A 15,600-nucleotide genomic window follows, 5' to 3' on the forward strand; every position below is an offset into this window, starting at 1 on the left:
CCGCAAGCGCAGGCGCCCTCGCGGCGCTTTTTTCTTGTCCGCCGATTCGTTCGACCCCACGCGCCGGCCGGTCCGCAAACGACCTGTCCTGTCGCGCCACCGCTTCGACTGCCCGATCCCGGGTCGTCGCATCCGCCGAGCAGCCAACCCCCGGGGCGGCGCCAGCCGATGCGGCCACCTCATCGCCACGCCTGCCCAATCAAGACCTCAACGCCATGATCGCCATTACCCTTCCCGACGGCAGCCGCCGCGAATTCGAAAACCCCGTGTCCGTGATGGACGTCGCCGCCTCGATCGGCGCCGGCCTGGCCAAGGCCACCGTCGCCGGCGAAGTCGACGGCAAGCTGGTCGACGCCAGCGACCGCATCGACCACGACGCCAAGCTGCGCATCATCACGCCCAAGGACCCGGAGGGCGTCGAGATCATCCGCCACTCCTGCGCCCACCTGGTCGGTCACGCGGTCAAGCAGCTGTACCCGACCGCGAAGATGGTGATCGGCCCGGTCATCGAGGAAGGCTTCTACTACGACATCTGGTTCGAGCGCCCGTTCACGCCCGAGGACATGGCCGCGATCGAAGCGCGCATGACCCAGCTGATCGACAAGGACTACGACGTGATCAAGAAGGTCACGCCGCGCGCCGAGGTCATCGAGGTGTTCGCCTCGCGCGGCGAGGACTACAAGCTGCGCCTGGTCGAGGACATGCCCGACGAAAAGGCCATGGGCCTGTACTACCACGAGGAATACGTCGACATGTGCCGCGGCCCGCACGTGCCGAATACGCGCTTCCTCAAGGCGTTCAAGCTGACCCGCATTTCCGGCGCGTACTGGCGCGGCGATTCCAAGAACGAACAGCTGCAGCGCATCTACGGCACCGCCTGGGCCGACAAGAAGCAGCTCGCCGCCTACATCGAGCGGGTCGAGGAAGCCGAGAAGCGCGACCACCGCAAGATCGCCAAGCAGCAGGACCTGTTCCATCTGCAGGAAGAAGCCCCGGGCCTGATCTTCTGGCACCCGAAGGGCTGGTCGGTGTGGCAGGTGGTCGAGCAGTACATGCGCAAGGTCTACCGCGACAGCGGTTACGGCGAGGTGCGTTGCCCGCAGATCCTCGACGTGTCGCTGTGGCAGAAGTCCGGCCACTGGGACAACTACAAGGAGAACATGTTCTTCACCGAGTCGGAGAAGCGCACCTACGCGCTCAAACCGATGAACTGCCCGGGCCACATCCAGGTGTTCAACCAGGGCCTGCACAGCTACCGCGACCTGCCGATCCGCTACGGCGAGTTCGGTTCGTGCCATCGCAACGAGCCGTCCGGCGCGCTGCACGGCATCCTGCGCGTGCGCGGCTTCACCCAGGACGACGGCCACATCTTCTGTCTGGAAAACCAGATCGAGTCGGAAGTGACCGCGTTCCACCAGCAGGCGCTGGCGGTGTACCAGCACTTCGGCTTCGACGAGATCCAGATCAAGATCGCGCTGCGCCCGGACTCGCGCCTGGGCGACGACGCCACCTGGGACAAGGCCGAAGGCGCCCTGCGCAGCGCGCTGTCGGCCTGCGGCGTGGAGTGGCAGGAACTGCCGGGCGAGGGCGCGTTCTACGGCCCGAAGATCGAATACCACCTCAAGGACGCGATCGGCCGCACCTGGCAGTTGGGCACGATGCAGGTCGATTTCATGATGCCCGGCCGCCTGGGCGCCGAATACGTCGACGAAAACAGCCAGCGCCAGACCCCGGTCATGCTGCACCGGGCCATCGTCGGCTCGATGGAACGGTTCATCGGCATCCTGATCGAGCACCACGCCGGCCAGTTCCCGGCCTGGCTGGCCCCGGTCCAGGCCACGGTCATGAACATCACCGACGCCCAGGCCGATTATGTGGCGGACGTCCGGAAAATCCTTGCAAATCAAGGGTTCCGGGTCGAGGCCGATTTGCGCAACGAAAAGATCGGCCGTAAGATCCGCGAGCACACGCTCGATCGCGTGCCGTACCTGCTTGTGGCCGGCGACCGCGAGAAGGACAATGGCATGATTGCAGTGCGTACGCGGGCAGGGGAAGACCTGGGGACAATGACCGTCGCCGAGTTCGCCTCGCGTTTGAACGCTGAGTCAGCCTTCTAACCGCGCACAGCGTGCAAAAGATCCCGTCCCGGCGGCAGTCCGGGACGGCGTGAACCACTTTGGAGATTCAACAATCAGTACCCCCGAGAAGCCGAATCGTAAGAACCAGGAAATCCGTGTACCGCGCGTGCGCGTGATCGGCAGCGATGGCGAAATGATCGGCGTGCTCACGCGCGACGAAGCGCTGCGCATGGCCGAAGAGGAAGAACTGGATCTGGTCGAAATTCAGCCCAACGCCGATCCGCCGGTCTGCAAGATCATGGACTTCGGCAAGTTCCGCTTCGAGCAGCAGAAGAAGGCCAACGAGGCCAAAAAGAAGCAGAAACAGGTCGAGATCAAGGAACTCAAGTTCCGTCCGGTCACCGACGAGGGCGACTACCAGATCAAGCTGCGCAACATGCGCCGCTTCCTGGAAGAAGGCGACAAGGTCAAGGTCAACATCCGTTTCCGTGGCCGCGAAATGAGCCACCAGGAACTCGGCCGCGAAATGGCGGCCCGGATCGAGGCCGACCTCGGCGAGGACATCGTGGTCGAATCGCGTCCGCGCCTGGAAGGGCGGCAGATGGTCATGATGATCGCGCCGAAGAAGAAGATCTGAAGCTCAAATCGAACAGCCCCCGGAAACCCCGGGGGCTGTTTCGTTGTGCGCGACCGATACGTGGCCGCGGCTGCGATGCGGGCTGTCGGCGCACCGGGCCGATGGCTTCGGCCGCCGCCGCCGCCGCGCAAATCGGCGCGGCCGGCGCCGTCCGCGCCCGAGGTCTTGCGCACTGTCGGCGCGGCCGACCCGCGCGGTTCAGCTCGCAGGACGCCGCCGCCGGCCGTTCTTGACGATTCGTCCGCGCATCAAGCCCCTGATTTGCAAGGGGATAGCCCGGTAGGCATAATGTGCGGCCCGGTTCTCCGGGTTTGTTGTTTGCTGCATCACGGACCTGTTGTGGATTCCTTTTGAATCAACGACTTACAAGCCGGCAAGGGCAGGACGGAAAGAGTGGCCGCGCTTCACCGCGCACAGTGCCACCGCCCAGGCCAGTGACATAAACCTCCGAAAGGACATCGCAATGCCCAAGATCAAGACCAATCGGGCGGCAGCCAAACGCTTCCGGAAGACCGCTTCCGGCAAGTACAAGTGCGGCCACGCCAATAAGAGCCACATCCTCACCAAGAAAGCGACCAAGCGGAAGCGCAACCTGCGGCAGACGAACCACGTTCGTGCCGAGGACGCTGGCCGTCTGGACCGCATGCTTCCGTATTTGTGAGGAGACTGAACAATGGCACGAGTTAAACGTGGTGTTACGGCGCGTCGCCGCCACAAGAAAATCCTGAAGCAGGCCAAGGGCTACTACCACGCCCGTCGCAAGGTCTTCCGCGTCGCCAAGCAGGCGGTCACGAAGGCGCTGCAGTACGCCTACATCGGCCGCAAGCAGAAGAAGCGCAATTTCCGTTCGTTGTGGATCACGCGTATCAACGCGGCGGCCCGCATCAACGGTCTGAGCTACAGCCGTTTCATGAACGGCCTGCTGAAGTCCGGCATCACCCTCGACCGCAAGGTGCTGGCGGACATCGCCGTGCACGACGCGGTGGGTTTTGCGGCGCTGGCCGAAAAGGCGAAGAGCGCGCTCGCGGCTTAATGCGGATCCCTCCGCGAAAGCCCGCACCCTCGTGTGCGGTCTTTCGGCGAGGAGCTTAGGCATGGGGAAGGGCGCAAGTCCTTCCCCATTGTCGTTTCTGGACCCGGCAAACCGGCCGCGCGGCGCGGCATCAACTCCAGGGAATGTGCGATGAAAGGAATCTCGAACTGTGCTTGGCTGCTGCTGGGTCTGGCGCTGGCCTCGATGTCGGTTTCGGCGCAGGAACTCAGCGCGCGCCAACAGCGCGAAGCCGATGCGCTCAAGCGGTTCGGTGAGGTGATGGGTGGAATGGCGCGCAACGAACAGTGCAAGGTGCTGGACGAGGCGCGCAGCAAGCAATATTCGGACGACGTGGCCACGATCACCCGCAAGCTCGAGCGCCAGGTGTCCGGTGAGAAACTGCTCGGGGTGGTCATCAACGCCTCGGTCGCGACCGCCGCGCCGGAACAGGCCGCGGGCTGCGACGAAGCGACCAGGGAGGCCGTCGAGGCGGCCAGCGAACAGGCGAGGGACTGGGCGAACGAAATCCGTCCGGTTCGATCGCGGGACACACAACGCACAGCACAGTGAAGGAAACCACAGCACATGGCTGAGATCGAGCAACTGACGCAGCGCGCGCTGGCCGATATCGCCGCGGCCGACTCTCCCGATGCGATCGAAGCGCTGCGCGTTTCGCTGCTCGGCAAGTCCGGCAGCGTCACCGCCCAGCTCAAGCAGCTCGGCGGCTTGCCCGCCGACGAACGCAAGGCCGCGGGCGAGGCGATCAACAAGACGCGCGATGCGCTGACCGCCGCGCTGGCCGAACGCAAGAGCGCGCTCGACGATGCCGCGCTCGACGCGCGCCTGGCCTTGGAAACCATCGACGTGACCCTGCCCGGCGTCGACGCCGTGCGCGGCGGCCTGCATCCGGTCAGCCGCACGATGGAGCGCATGGCCGACATCTTCGGCCGGCTTGGTTTCGAACTCGCCGACGGCCCCGAGATCGAGGACGACTGGCATAACTTCGAAGCGCTGAACTTCCCGCCGCACCATCCGGCGCGGGCGATGCACGACACCTTCTACTTCGCGCCCGACAGCGCCGGCGTCGCGCGTCTACTGCGCACCCACACCTCGGGCATGCAGGTGCGCTACATGCTCGAGCACAAGCCGCCGCTGCGCATGATCGCGCTGGGCAAGGTGTACCGCAGCGACAGCGACCAGACCCACACGCCGATGTTCCACCAGTGCGAAGGCCTGCTGATCGACGAGCATTCCAGCTTCGCCGACCTCAAGGGCACCCTGGCCGAATTCGTGCGCGCGTTCTTCGAGCGCGATTTCGAAATGCGTTTCCGCCCGAGCTATTTCCCCTTCACCGAACCCTCGGCCGAAGTCGACATCGCCTGGCAGCAGCCCGACGGCAGCACCCGCTGGCTGGAAGTGCTGGGCTGCGGCATGGTCCATCCGAACGTACTGCGCAACGTCGGCATCGACCCGGAGCGCTACACCGGCTACGCCTTCGGCATGGGCGTGGAGCGTTTGACCATGCTGCGCTACGGCGTCGACGATCTGCGCAGTTTCTTCGAGAACGATGTGCGGTTTCTCAGGCAGTTCGCCTGAGAAGCGGGAGTCGGGAATGGGGAATCGGGAATCGTAAGGGCGGCTGTGCCGCTATCACGGTTCCGATGGCTCTTCCCGATCTCGCGCAGCGCTTTCCGATTCTCGATTCCCCATTCCCGATTCCCGGCCTGACCCCATGAAATTCAGCGAAAACTGGCTCCGCCAGCACGTCCCGACCGCCGCCACGCGCGAGCAGCTCGCCGCGACCCTGACCGCGATCGGATTGGAAGTCGAAGAAGTTACCGAGCTCGGCGCGGCGCTGGACGGCGTGGTGGTCGCGCGCATCGTCAGCGCGGACAAACATCCGGAAGCCGATCGGCTGCAGGTGTGTCAGGTCGATACCGGCGCCGGCATGGTCCAGATCGTCTGCGGCGCGCCGAACGCGCGCGCCGGTCTGGTCGCGCCGCTGGCCACGGTCGGCGCCACGCTGCCCGGCGGCATCGCGATCAAGGCGGCCAAGCTGCGCGGCGTGGAGTCGTTCGGCATGCTGTGTTCGGCCAAGGAACTGGGCATCGACGCCGACGCCTCGGGCCTGCTCGAGCTGCCGGCCGATGCCGTCGCCGGCACCGCGCTGGCGCAGTACCTCGGCCTGCCCGACGCCAGCATCGAGATCAAGCTCACCCCCAATCGCGCCGACTGCTTCAGCGTGCGCGGCATCGCCTTCGATGTCGCCGCGGCGACCGGCAGCACGGTGGCCGCGCTGGACATCGCGCCGGTGCCGGCGGTGACCGACTCGGCGCTGCATGTCGAACTCAGCGCCGGCGCGGATGTGCCGCGCTACTGCGGCCGGGTGATCGAAGGCGTCGACGCGACCGCGCCGACCCCGGTGTGGATGGCCGAGCGCCTGCGCCGCAGCGGCGTGCGTCCGGTGTCGCTGCTGGTCGACATCACCCAGTACGTGATGCTCGATCTCGGTCAGCCCATGCATGCTTTCGACCGCGACACCCTGAGCGGCCCGGTCGGCGTGCGCCATGCGCGCGCGGGCGAGGTCACCAAGTTGCTCAACGGCCAGGATGCGAGCCTGGACGAACAGTTCATCGCGATCACCGACGGCGAAGGCGCCGCGCAACGGGTGATCGCGCTCGGCGGGATCATGGGCGGTTTCGACAGCCGGGTGACCGACGCGACCCGCAACGTGTTCCTGGAAGCGGCGCATTTCGCGCCCGCCGCGATCATCGGCCGCGGCCGCAAGCTCGGCCTGCACACCGACGCCGGCCACCGCTTCGAGCGCGGCGTCGATCCCGAACTGCCGCGCACCGCGATCGAATACGCGACCCGCCTGATCCTCGACATCGCCGGCGGCACGCCCGGCCCGGTGGTCGAATCGGCGCTGCCCGATCATCTGCCGCATCCGCTTCCGGTCGTGCTGCGGCGCGCGCGCCTGGCGCGGGTGCTCGGCCTGAATGTCGCTGACGCCGATGTCGAACGAATCCTGCAGGCGCTGGGCCTGACGGTGGAGCGCAGCGACGACGGCTGGCGGGTGACCCCGCCGAGCCGCCGCTTCGATATCGCGATCGAGGAAGACCTGATCGAGGAAATCGCCCGCATCCATGGCTACGACGCGATCCCGACCACCTTGCCCGGCGGCGCCGCGCGCCTGATCGCGCCGACCGAGACCCGCGTCGACAGCGCCACCGTGCGCCGCCAGCTGGCCGCGCGCGACTATCTGGAAGCGATCAATTACGCCTTCGTCGACGCCGCCTGGCTGCAGCTGTGGCAGGCCGAGGCCGGCGCGGTGCCGCTGGCCAATCCGCTCAGCGCCGAGCTCGGGGTCATGCGCACGATGCTGCTGCCGGGTCTGGTCGCCGCGCTGGGCCGCAATGCCTCGCGCCAGCAGGACCGGGTGCGCTTGTTCGAGCTGGGCAATGTGTTTGCCGGCCGGGATTCGGGAGTTGGGATTCGGGATTCGCAAACGCAGAGCCTGGCGCCGGTCGAGACGCAGCGGGTGGCCGCGGCGGTGTGCGGTTCGGCGCGGGCGGAGCAGTGGGCGGTCGCTTCGGCGCCGGTCGGGTTCCACGACCTGCGCGGCGATCTGGACAGCCTGGCGATCAGCGCCGGCGCGCAGCTCGAATACCGGCCGTCGCAGCCGGCCTGGGCGCATCCTGGCCGTTCGGCCGACGTGTACCGGATCGACGGCGGCCGCGAGCAGCGGCTGGGCTGGATCGGCCAGCTGCACCCGCGCCTGCAGCGCGCGCTGGACCTGGATCAGGACGTGATCGCGTTCGAGCTGGATCTCGCGCCGCTGGTCGAGCGCGCCATCCCGAAGGCCGGGGCACAGTCCAAGTACCCGTCGGTGCGCCGCGATCGCGCGTTCATCGTCGCCGATTCGGTCCCCTGGGCGGCCATTCAGGCCACCGTGAAGGCGGCCGCCGGCCCGATCCTGCGCGAACTGGTGCTGTTCGACCGCTACCAGGGCAAGGGCGTGGAAACCGGATTCAAGAGTCTCGCTATGGGCTTGATTGTGCAGGATGAATCGCGCACCCTGACTGACCGGGATGTGGATGCGGTCGTGGCTGAAGTGACGGCCGCGGTGGAGCGGGAACACGGCGCGAAACTGCGCGCCTGACCCCGATCCGGCATCACTGGCATGGACGTCCCAGCCCGGGCGTCGCGCAGAGGACAACATGGCACTAACGAAAGCGGAAATGGCGGAGCGGTTGTTCGACGAAGTCGGGCTGAACAAGCGCGAGGCCAAGGAGTTCGTCGACGCGTTCTTCGATGCGCTGCGCGAAGCACTGGAGCAGGGCCGCCAGGTCAAGCTGTCGGGCTTCGGCAACTTCGATCTGCGCCGCAAGAACCAGCGACCCGGCCGCAATCCCAAGACCGGCGAAGAAATTCCGATCTCGGCGCGCACGGTGGTCACCTTCCGTCCGGGCCAGAAGCTGAAGGAACGCGTCGAGGCTTACAGCGGAGGCGAGCATGCTGGATCCGGGCAGTAACCGCGAACTTCCGCCGATCCCGGCGAAGCGCTACTTCACCATCGGTGAGGTCAGCGAGCTGTGCGACGTCAAGCCGCACGTGCTGCGTTACTGGGAAACCGAATTTCCGACCCTCAACCCGGTCAAGCGTCGCGGCAACCGTCGCTACTACCAGCGCCACGAAGTGCTGATGGTGCGGCAGATCCGCGGCCTGCTGTACGAGCAGGGCTACACCATCGGCGGCGCGCGCCTGCGCCTGGAGGGCGAGTCGGCGAAGGACGAATCGGCGCTGAGCTCGCAGATCGTCAAGCAGGTGCGGATGGAACTGGAAGAAGTTCTACAGCTGCTGCGGCGCTGAAAGACCGGGAATCTGGAATGGAGAATCGGGAATCGGCGGTCCGCCTGCAACGATTCCCGATTCTCCATTCCCGATTCCCGTAACAAGCGGCTATACTTGCCGCCCGTTCGCAAGAGCGGATCAGCACCATGTCGGGGCGTAGCGCAGCCTGGTAGCGCATCTGCCTGGGGGGCAGAGGGTCGTCGGTTCAAATCCGGCCGTCCCGACCACTGATCGAGCCGTAAACGCAGCCCTGGCGAAAGCCGGGGTTTCGTGTTTCTGGGGATCGCCGACCCAGCGACCCGCCGGCCACGCGGCGATGCCGGTGTGGCGAGACCGGCCATGCGAGGCCGCCCCCGTGGGGGCCGTCAACGCGCTCGATGGGCCCGTCGCGCGCCGGCACCGAATCTCACGCGGGTGAGCTGCCGGCCTTATCGATTCCGACTATTGGTCGACGACAACCCGGAAATCGCGAGGGTATGCTCGGCGCTCCCCCAATGTGGAAAGGAGTTCCTATGCGCTATCTGGTCGCAATCGTCCTTTCGCTGCTGCTGGCAGTGCCCGCTTGGGCCCAGTCGGTCGCCTTCGGCAGCAAGCTGGTCACCGTCGGCGACAGTACCGGCAAGGTCTATCAAGTCGCGGGCAAGCCCGACCGCGTCGTGCAGTTGCAGAACAAGTTCGGCGCCAACAACGGCGAACGCTTCGAGTATTACGTCGGCAACAAGACGGTGCTGATCACGGTTCGTGATGGGCATGTGGTGGAGATCAGCGAGGTTTTCTAGTGCCCCTGAGACGTAGAAGATTTTAAAGGTACAGCCGGCCGCTTTCTGGTGTCGCGCAAGCCCTTGATTTAGTTGCTTCTCGTCGTCTTGGTTCGGCCTGAAGCGGCGGTGCTTCGGTTCCAGTCACTCCGGCCCGTGATCCAGTTGTAAGCGCAGCCCCGGCGATGCCGGGGTTTCGTGTTTTTGGAGTAGGTGCAGCGCGGGTTTCGTCCGCTGATACCGACGCGGCACTACGGGGATTTGTACCAAGGGTCGGTGGCGTAGCACGTGCGTCATCTCAATGGTAGATACCCATCCCCGGCATTTTCTTGGGGATGGAAATGAATAACGAAAGACGCAAAATGTTTGTCCACGGCACTGTCGATGTCGCGCGACCTGTAGGACGCTCGCACAGGGAGGCGCCAGGCCGCCGTGCTTTCCTCCGATCAGGTGACTTACCAGTTCTAGGCGCTTTCACAGTCGAGCACTCGGCGCGCGACAAATTGCGCGAGCAGGCCAGCGCAAGGATTTCGGTGCGGTCGGTGATAACGTCCGCGCGGCGATCGATCTGTCCGCGATCGATGATCTTTGGGTCGATGGCTGCGACCAGGACATCACGATCATCCGTACGAATTGGACGACGGCATCGATCGACGCCCCGTCGCATCATGGCTACTCGTACAGCCCCGCTGTAGGGTCGCCCGGTCATGCTGTCGGCGTGTTCGTTCGTCACCAATGGCCCGAAGCTGCAGGCGCTATCTTGATTCTGCGTTGCGATAGGGCGACCTGATGCTAGGTCGCGCGTTCGCGCAACCGAGGAATGATCGTATGTGATCTATGGGGTAGTCCAGATCACGGGAACTATGCGGCTTGGCACGCGCAAGCCAGTGGTGGTCTCGGTTACTGGGTAATGCCGTGCTGCGGCATAATCCAGCGATGAGCAATATCAACTATCGGCCAGAGATCGACGGATTGCGGGCGCTCGCGATTATCGGTGTGGTGTTCTACCACGCGGGGGTCAGACCGATTGCAAGTGGTTTTGTCGGCGTGGATGTGTTCTTCGCGATATCAGGCTACTTGATCACATCCCTGATTTTGCGTGAGCGGCTCGATACCGGTCGAGTGGATCTCATGGGGTTCTATGCGCGCAGGGTGCGCAGACTGCTGCCGATACTGATCGTGGTTTGCGTTGTGACGGTCCTGCTTTCCGTATGGTTTGTTCCAGGTTACTCGGACAAAAGTGCAGTCGCTTTCTCGGCGGCATCTTCTTTTGTGTTCGCAGCGAACTTCTACTTTCAGCATGTGTCGGGTGGCTACTTCGACGCCGATGCGGCCACCATGCCTTTGCTGCACTTGTGGTCGCTTGGCGTGGAGGAGCAGTTCTATCTGGTCTGGCCTATCTTTCTGATCCTGGTAACGAAGACAAAGCGTTCGCATATGGTTGCCGCGACGTTCCTGCTCGCGACGACGTCAATAGGGTTCGCGGAATACTTGATCCGTGAAGAAAGCGACAGCGCTTTTTTTCAGATGCTTCCCAGGCTATGGGAATTGGCGGCAGGCGGGCTGATCGCGATGCTTCCGTCTCGCCCATCACGTGGCGCTTTGGCGGCCGTCTACGTCGGCGCGGCTATCATAATTGCGGCAATGTGCGAGTTGCTTCCGACTACGCATTTTCCAGGGATGGGCGCTGCTGGCGCGGTCTTGGGGGCGGCATTGATCCTCTGGGGCGTACATGGCCAGGGGAATCTGGGCGGGGTCGGATATTTCTTGCGCTGGCGGCCTATGGTCATGATCGGGCGGATTTCGTACTCGCTGTACCTGTGGCACTGGCCACTATTGGCTGTAGCAAAGGCGAACAAGATCGGGTCGCTGCATTCTGTGGATCTGTTTGGACTGGTCGTCCTTGCGTTGATTCTTTCAATCGCGAGCTATCGCTGGATCGAGCAGCCTTGGCGGCAACGGGGTGGAGATCGGTCTCGCCGCACGGTTGTAACAGGCATTTTTTTGTCGGTCGTGTTGGCCGTGGCTTCGCTTGCAACGGCCTGGGTTATCGACAGCCAGGCCGCCAGCGGGCCAAGGATGACGGGCATTTCCAGCGACCGGCCGTTGAACATGGAACGTTGCCATGCGGAAGGCGGACGCGCGGTACCCAATCGCCCCGATCCGAGCTGCGCATCCAGGCCTGGCAAGATCGATACCGTGATTTGGGGCGACTCGCATGCGCTTGCATGGCAACCATTTGCCTGGGCGATCACGGATGGCGCCGCGATCAATGTGACTCGCGACGCTTGCGCGCCTGTGCTTGATTGGGGATCCAAAGAGCATGCGGTTACGAAAGTGCAGTTGTGCAGGCAATCGAACGACATGGCGATGGACTTCCTGGCCGAGCAACGGCCGCACACGTTGATCATTGCGGCCAGGTGGCATCGCTACCTTGAGTCAACAGACGCGAACGCATTCGCTTCCAAGCTGGTCGCAACGATCGCGAGAGCGAGTAAATCCGTAGGAAGAGTACTTATCATCGAACCCACGCCCGAATTGTCCGCGCGAGCTCAGCAGTGCGTCGATCTCAACAGGTTGGATGCCTGCGCCGAGCCGAAATCCAGGTATCTGGCGCGGACGGCGATTGCACGCAAGGTGCTGGCTGAAGTGGCAAGGACGAATTCAAACGTCGAGTTGATCGATCCGCTGGACTATTTCTGTAACAAGAATAGTTGCGGAGTGCTCCGCAGCGGGGTGCCTTTGTATTGGGATAGCAATCATGTTTCTGTGGCTGCTGCGACCGGGTTTGCCGAACAATGGAAACGACGCAATGCGACGCGTTGCATGCATGAGGCGTTCAACGAGGCCGGTGGCGCTGCGTGCGCGGTGGGGGCTCCACGATAGGGTGGGCTTATGGCAATGCGTTGAATTTTTTAGTTCGATCGAAACAGTGTCAGGGGCTGAAGCCAGTCCCGCAAAAGATTACGTGGCCTGCGCCGCGAAGCAACGTTCGTTCAAAAATCCCGAATCCCGACCTACGGATCCTCGACCGTATACCCCGCCGCGCGCAGCTTATCCAGCAGCCCGCCGGTTTCCAGCAGGTCGGCGACGGGCAGGGTCGCGAAGGTGCTGTTGTTTTTCGCGATCGCGTCTTCGGCGCGTTCCAGCCAATGCGCGGTGACGCGCTGGCGCAGGTCGCCCAGGTTGAGGCGCTTGGCCACGCCGGTCGCGGCGAGCGCTTCCAGGCAGGTGCGGTATTGGTCGCCCTGCGGCAGGGTGCGCAGGGTGGCGATGTCGCCGATCGCCCAGGCGTTGCCGCGCGCGCGCATCGATTCGAGGTCGCTTTCGATCCGCGACAAGGTCTTGGCGAAGCATTCGCGGTCGTCGAGCGCGCTGGCCGAGAATTCCTTCAAGGTGGCCTTGGGGTCGTCGATCTTCAGGGTCACGCGCGCTTCGGTGATCGGCACGTCGTGCTGCTTGGCGGCCTTGTCGACCACCGGTTGCACCACGCCCTTGAGCGACATCCCGGACTGCTTGATCGCCGCTTCGTAAAGCTCCTGCGCGGCGAAGATCGGGCGCCATTTCTCGACCCCGCCGTCGCGGCCGATGTAGCGCGCCTTGAGCGTGGTCCAGCGCGCGTACAGGTCGGCCGGAACCACTTCCTGCAGGGTCTTGCCGTCGGGGTTCTTGCGCGCCTTGAGCGCGGTGGGGATCAGCATCATCGTGCGCACCACGCCCAGTTCGGTGCCGAAGCTGACCGAGGGCGGGGCGATGACTTCCTGCGATTCGGCGATGGTCGCCTCGACCTGGCGCGACAGCCAGGTCATGTCCTTGGGCAGCGGGCTCAGGGTGCCGAGGATCCACAGCACGTGACCGCCGCGCATGACTTTCCACAGCCCGGGCCCGGGCTGTTCGCCGGTGACCACCAGGGTGTCGAAGTCGCGGATGTCGCCGCTCGGCGGGGCGGCGGGCTGGGCCGGCGCGGTCTGCGCGGCGGCGGCGCCGGGCAGCAGCGCCAGCAAGGCGAGGACGATGAAGGCACGACGCATCCGTAACGCTCCTGAGCGGGGGATGGGGGCTCGGCGGAAGCCGGATCGTAGCCGTTCCCCGGTCGCCGCTGTGTACTCATCTGTAACCGGACCGGTCCGGCAAGGCGGGTTTGCGCCGCCGGTTCGATCCAATTCGCGACCGCGGATGGTTTGCAAATGAGAACCATTGGCAACTAGACTGAGCGCTGGCCCGCCGCCGCGGGCGTCCGACCGCGCGGCAGGAAGCTGGCCCGGCCCTCGTCCGCCTACGAACTTCGCATGACCGACACGCTCGCCCCCACGGCCTCCGCCTCCGCTGTTTCGCGCAAGCCGCGTCCGACCCTGTCGTGGGGATATCGCGGCGGTGTCGCGTTGCGCGCGCTTGCCGCGACCGTGATCGGTTATCTGGTCGCTTATGGGTTCACGGCGTTCGGCACCGTGGTTTTGCCGTTCACGCGTAACGACAGGGTGGTGGCGGCGAGTCTGCTGTGCTTCTTCGTGTGGTGCGCGGCGGCGATGTACGCCTTCGCCGCGCGCAGCGCCTGGCGCGCGTGCTGGGTGCTGGCGCTGTGGGCGGGCGCGATGTACGCGGTGGCGTTGCTGTTCCCCGAAGCCGCGGCGCGGCCATGAGTACGGTGAGGGCGCACGCATGAAGAATTCCTTCTCCCAGGCGATGGCCTGGCTGCATACCTGGGCCGGGCTGGTGATCGGCTGGCTGCTGTTCGTGATCTTCGTCGGCGGCACCATCGCCTGCTTCGATAAGGAGCTCACTCACTGGATGCAGCCGGCGCTGCACGGCCATGAGCGCAGCGGCGAAAGCATCGATCTGGACCAGTCCATCGTCCAGTTGCAGAAAGTATCCAAGCCGCATCCGCATGCGTACTACGTGACCTTGCCGAGCGAACGCAGCAAGTCGCTGGAAGGCGGGGTGTACTACGACCTTGGCGATCCGGACCTGATCAATCTCGATCCGGCCACCGGCAAGAAAATTCCCGAAACCGCCGGCGGCGAATTCTTCTTCACCCTGCACTACAACCTGCATTCGCCGGTGTGGGGCATGTACATCGTCGGCATCGCCGGCATGTTCATGCTGATCGCGATCCTGACCGGGATCGTGATCCACAAGCGCATCTTCAAGGACTTCTTCACCTTCCGGCCGAAGACCGGCGGCCAGCGCGCCTGGCTCGACGGACACAATCTGACCGGCGTACTCGGTCTGCCGTTCCATCTGATGATCGCCTACACGGGCGTGGCGATCTTCGTCGCCAACTACATGCCGGCCGGGTTGAACGCGGCGTACAACGGCGATGTCGAGAAATTCTTTGTCGAGGCCGCGGACAGTTACGAGCGGCCGGAAACCGGCAAGGAACTGAAGACGATCTATCCGGTCGACAAATTGGTCGCCGACGCGCGCCAGCGTCTGGGCCAGCCGATCACCTGGGTCAGCGTGCATCACCCCGACGACACCAGCGCGACGATTTCCTTCGGCGGCGATCACAGCCGCGACGTGGCCTGGAATTTCAACTCGGTGTTCTACGACGCCAACGACGGCAAGTTCCTGCACCAGTCGGGCGCGCCGCAGGCCGGTTACAAGACCTATACCTTCCTCGGCGGCATGCACATGGCGCAGTGGGGCGGCAGCGCGCTGCGCTGGCTGTATTTCGTGATGGGCCTGGCCGGCTGCGTGATGATCGCCAGCGGCATGCAGGTGTGGGTCAGCAAGCGCGCGAAGAAGATCGCCGAGGCCGGCAGCGCATCGGGTTACGGCCTGGTGCAGGCGCTCAACCTCGGCGTGGTCGGCGGCTTGCCGCTGGCGAGCGCGGCGATGGTGATCGCCAATCGCCTGATCCCGGCCGAGATCGCGCAGCGCGCCAACGCCGAGATCACCGTGTTCTGCGCGGTCTGGATCGCGGCCACGCTGTACGCGGCGATCCCGGCGGTGCACAAGCGCGGCTGGGGCCAGTTCTTCGCGATCAACGCGGTGGCGTTCGCGCTGATTCCGCTGGTGAATCTGGCGACCGCGCCGAACAGCCATCTGCTCGCGACCATCGCGCGCGGCGACTGGTCGCTGGCCGCGGTCGACCTGACCGCGTTCGCGCTGGGCGCGGGATTCGCGTTGCTGGCGCGCAACAGTTTCGTCAAGGCGCGGCAGCCGATCGTCGAGCGCAAACCGCGTCGCGCCGAGCGCGGCAACGAGTCGGGCAACCAACCCGCGCTCGCGGATCGCTGA

The 15,600-nt window shown here is 64.7% G+C and carries 14 protein-coding genes and 1 tRNA gene; 14 read left to right on the forward strand and 1 reads right to left on the reverse strand.

From position 1 onward, the window contains the following. The first annotated feature begins 215 nt into the window (after positions 1-215). The 12 genes from thrS to IEQ11_RS07580 all read left to right on the forward strand — a co-directional run bounded on the left by thrS (position 216) and on the right by IEQ11_RS07580 (position 12,246). Complete coding sequence (gene thrS, locus IEQ11_RS07525; protein WP_191821402.1) at positions 216-2,117, forward strand: threonine--tRNA ligase; 1,902 nt, start codon at positions 216-218, stop codon at positions 2,115-2,117. 73 nt (positions 2,118-2,190) lie between these two features. Continuing rightward, entirely contained in the window at positions 2,191-2,715 is a 525-nt protein-coding gene (gene infC, locus IEQ11_RS07530; protein ID WP_198339052.1) for a translation initiation factor IF-3, read from the forward strand. A gap of 463 nt (positions 2,716-3,178) precedes the next feature. Then, on the forward strand, positions 3,179-3,376 hold the full coding sequence (rpmI, locus tag IEQ11_RS07535; RefSeq protein ID WP_027083463.1) for a 50S ribosomal protein L35: 198 nt from the start codon (positions 3,179-3,181) through the stop codon (positions 3,374-3,376). A gap of 12 nt (positions 3,377-3,388) precedes the next feature. Next, positions 3,389-3,748, forward strand: coding sequence for a 50S ribosomal protein L20 (gene rplT, locus IEQ11_RS07540; protein ID WP_036101921.1), 360 nt, complete (start codon positions 3,389-3,391; stop codon positions 3,746-3,748). Positions 3,749-3,781: 33 nt separating this feature from the next. After that, positions 3,782-4,318 (forward strand): hypothetical protein, encoded by a 537-nt coding sequence (locus IEQ11_RS07545; RefSeq protein ID WP_228464506.1) that lies wholly within the window; start codon positions 3,782-3,784, stop codon positions 4,316-4,318. 15 nt (positions 4,319-4,333) lie between these two features. Next, positions 4,334-5,344: a phenylalanine--tRNA ligase subunit alpha gene (gene pheS, locus IEQ11_RS07550; protein ID WP_057921155.1), complete on the forward strand. Its 1,011-nt coding sequence runs from the start codon at positions 4,334-4,336 to the stop codon at positions 5,342-5,344. Between the two features lie 136 nt (positions 5,345-5,480). After that, the gene (pheT, locus tag IEQ11_RS07555; RefSeq protein WP_191821403.1) at positions 5,481-7,910 is read left to right on the forward strand and encodes a phenylalanine--tRNA ligase subunit beta; all 2,430 of its coding nucleotides are present in this window, start codon (positions 5,481-5,483) and stop codon (positions 7,908-7,910) included. A 58-nt stretch (positions 7,911-7,968) separates the two neighbouring features. Then, positions 7,969-8,283, forward strand: a complete 315-nt coding sequence (locus IEQ11_RS07560; RefSeq protein WP_036101930.1) for an integration host factor subunit alpha — start codon at positions 7,969-7,971, stop codon at positions 8,281-8,283. Further along, the gene (locus IEQ11_RS07565) at positions 8,264-8,620 is read left to right on the forward strand and encodes a MerR family transcriptional regulator (RefSeq protein ID WP_036101932.1); all 357 of its coding nucleotides are present in this window, start codon (positions 8,264-8,266) and stop codon (positions 8,618-8,620) included. Before IEQ11_RS07560 ends, IEQ11_RS07565 begins: the two co-directional genes overlap by 20 nt. 132 nt (positions 8,621-8,752) lie before the next feature. Further along, positions 8,753-8,829: transfer RNA gene (locus IEQ11_RS07570), tRNA-Pro, on the forward strand. Between the two features lie 285 nt (positions 8,830-9,114). After that, positions 9,115-9,381 (forward strand): hypothetical protein, encoded by a 267-nt coding sequence (locus tag IEQ11_RS07575; protein WP_036101934.1) that lies wholly within the window; start codon positions 9,115-9,117, stop codon positions 9,379-9,381. 915 nt (positions 9,382-10,296) lie between these two features. Continuing rightward, entirely contained in the window at positions 10,297-12,246 is a 1,950-nt protein-coding gene (locus tag IEQ11_RS07580; protein ID WP_191821404.1) for an acyltransferase family protein, read from the forward strand. A gap of 131 nt (positions 12,247-12,377) precedes the next feature. On the opposite strand, the gene IEQ11_RS07585 is transcribed toward IEQ11_RS07580, so the two are convergent. After that, the gene (locus tag IEQ11_RS07585) at positions 12,378-13,391 is read right to left on the reverse strand and encodes a TraB/GumN family protein (RefSeq protein ID WP_036101941.1); all 1,014 of its coding nucleotides are present in this window, start codon (positions 13,389-13,391) and stop codon (positions 12,378-12,380) included. 258 nt (positions 13,392-13,649) lie between these two features. Between IEQ11_RS07585 and IEQ11_RS07590 the strand changes: the two genes are divergently transcribed. Both IEQ11_RS07590 and IEQ11_RS07595 read left to right on the forward strand, forming a co-directional pair. Next, complete coding sequence (locus tag IEQ11_RS07590) at positions 13,650-14,000, forward strand: hypothetical protein (protein ID WP_228464507.1); 351 nt, start codon at positions 13,650-13,652, stop codon at positions 13,998-14,000. Positions 14,001-14,019: 19 nt separating this feature from the next. Beyond that, positions 14,020-15,600 carry a PepSY-associated TM helix domain-containing protein gene (locus tag IEQ11_RS07595; protein ID WP_191821405.1) on the forward strand — a complete coding sequence of 527 codons (1,581 nt, stop codon included), beginning with the start codon at positions 14,020-14,022 and terminating at the stop codon, positions 15,598-15,600.

Source organism: Lysobacter capsici (genome assembly GCF_014779555.2).
Lineage (GTDB): Bacteria > Pseudomonadota > Gammaproteobacteria > Xanthomonadales > Xanthomonadaceae > Lysobacter > Lysobacter capsici.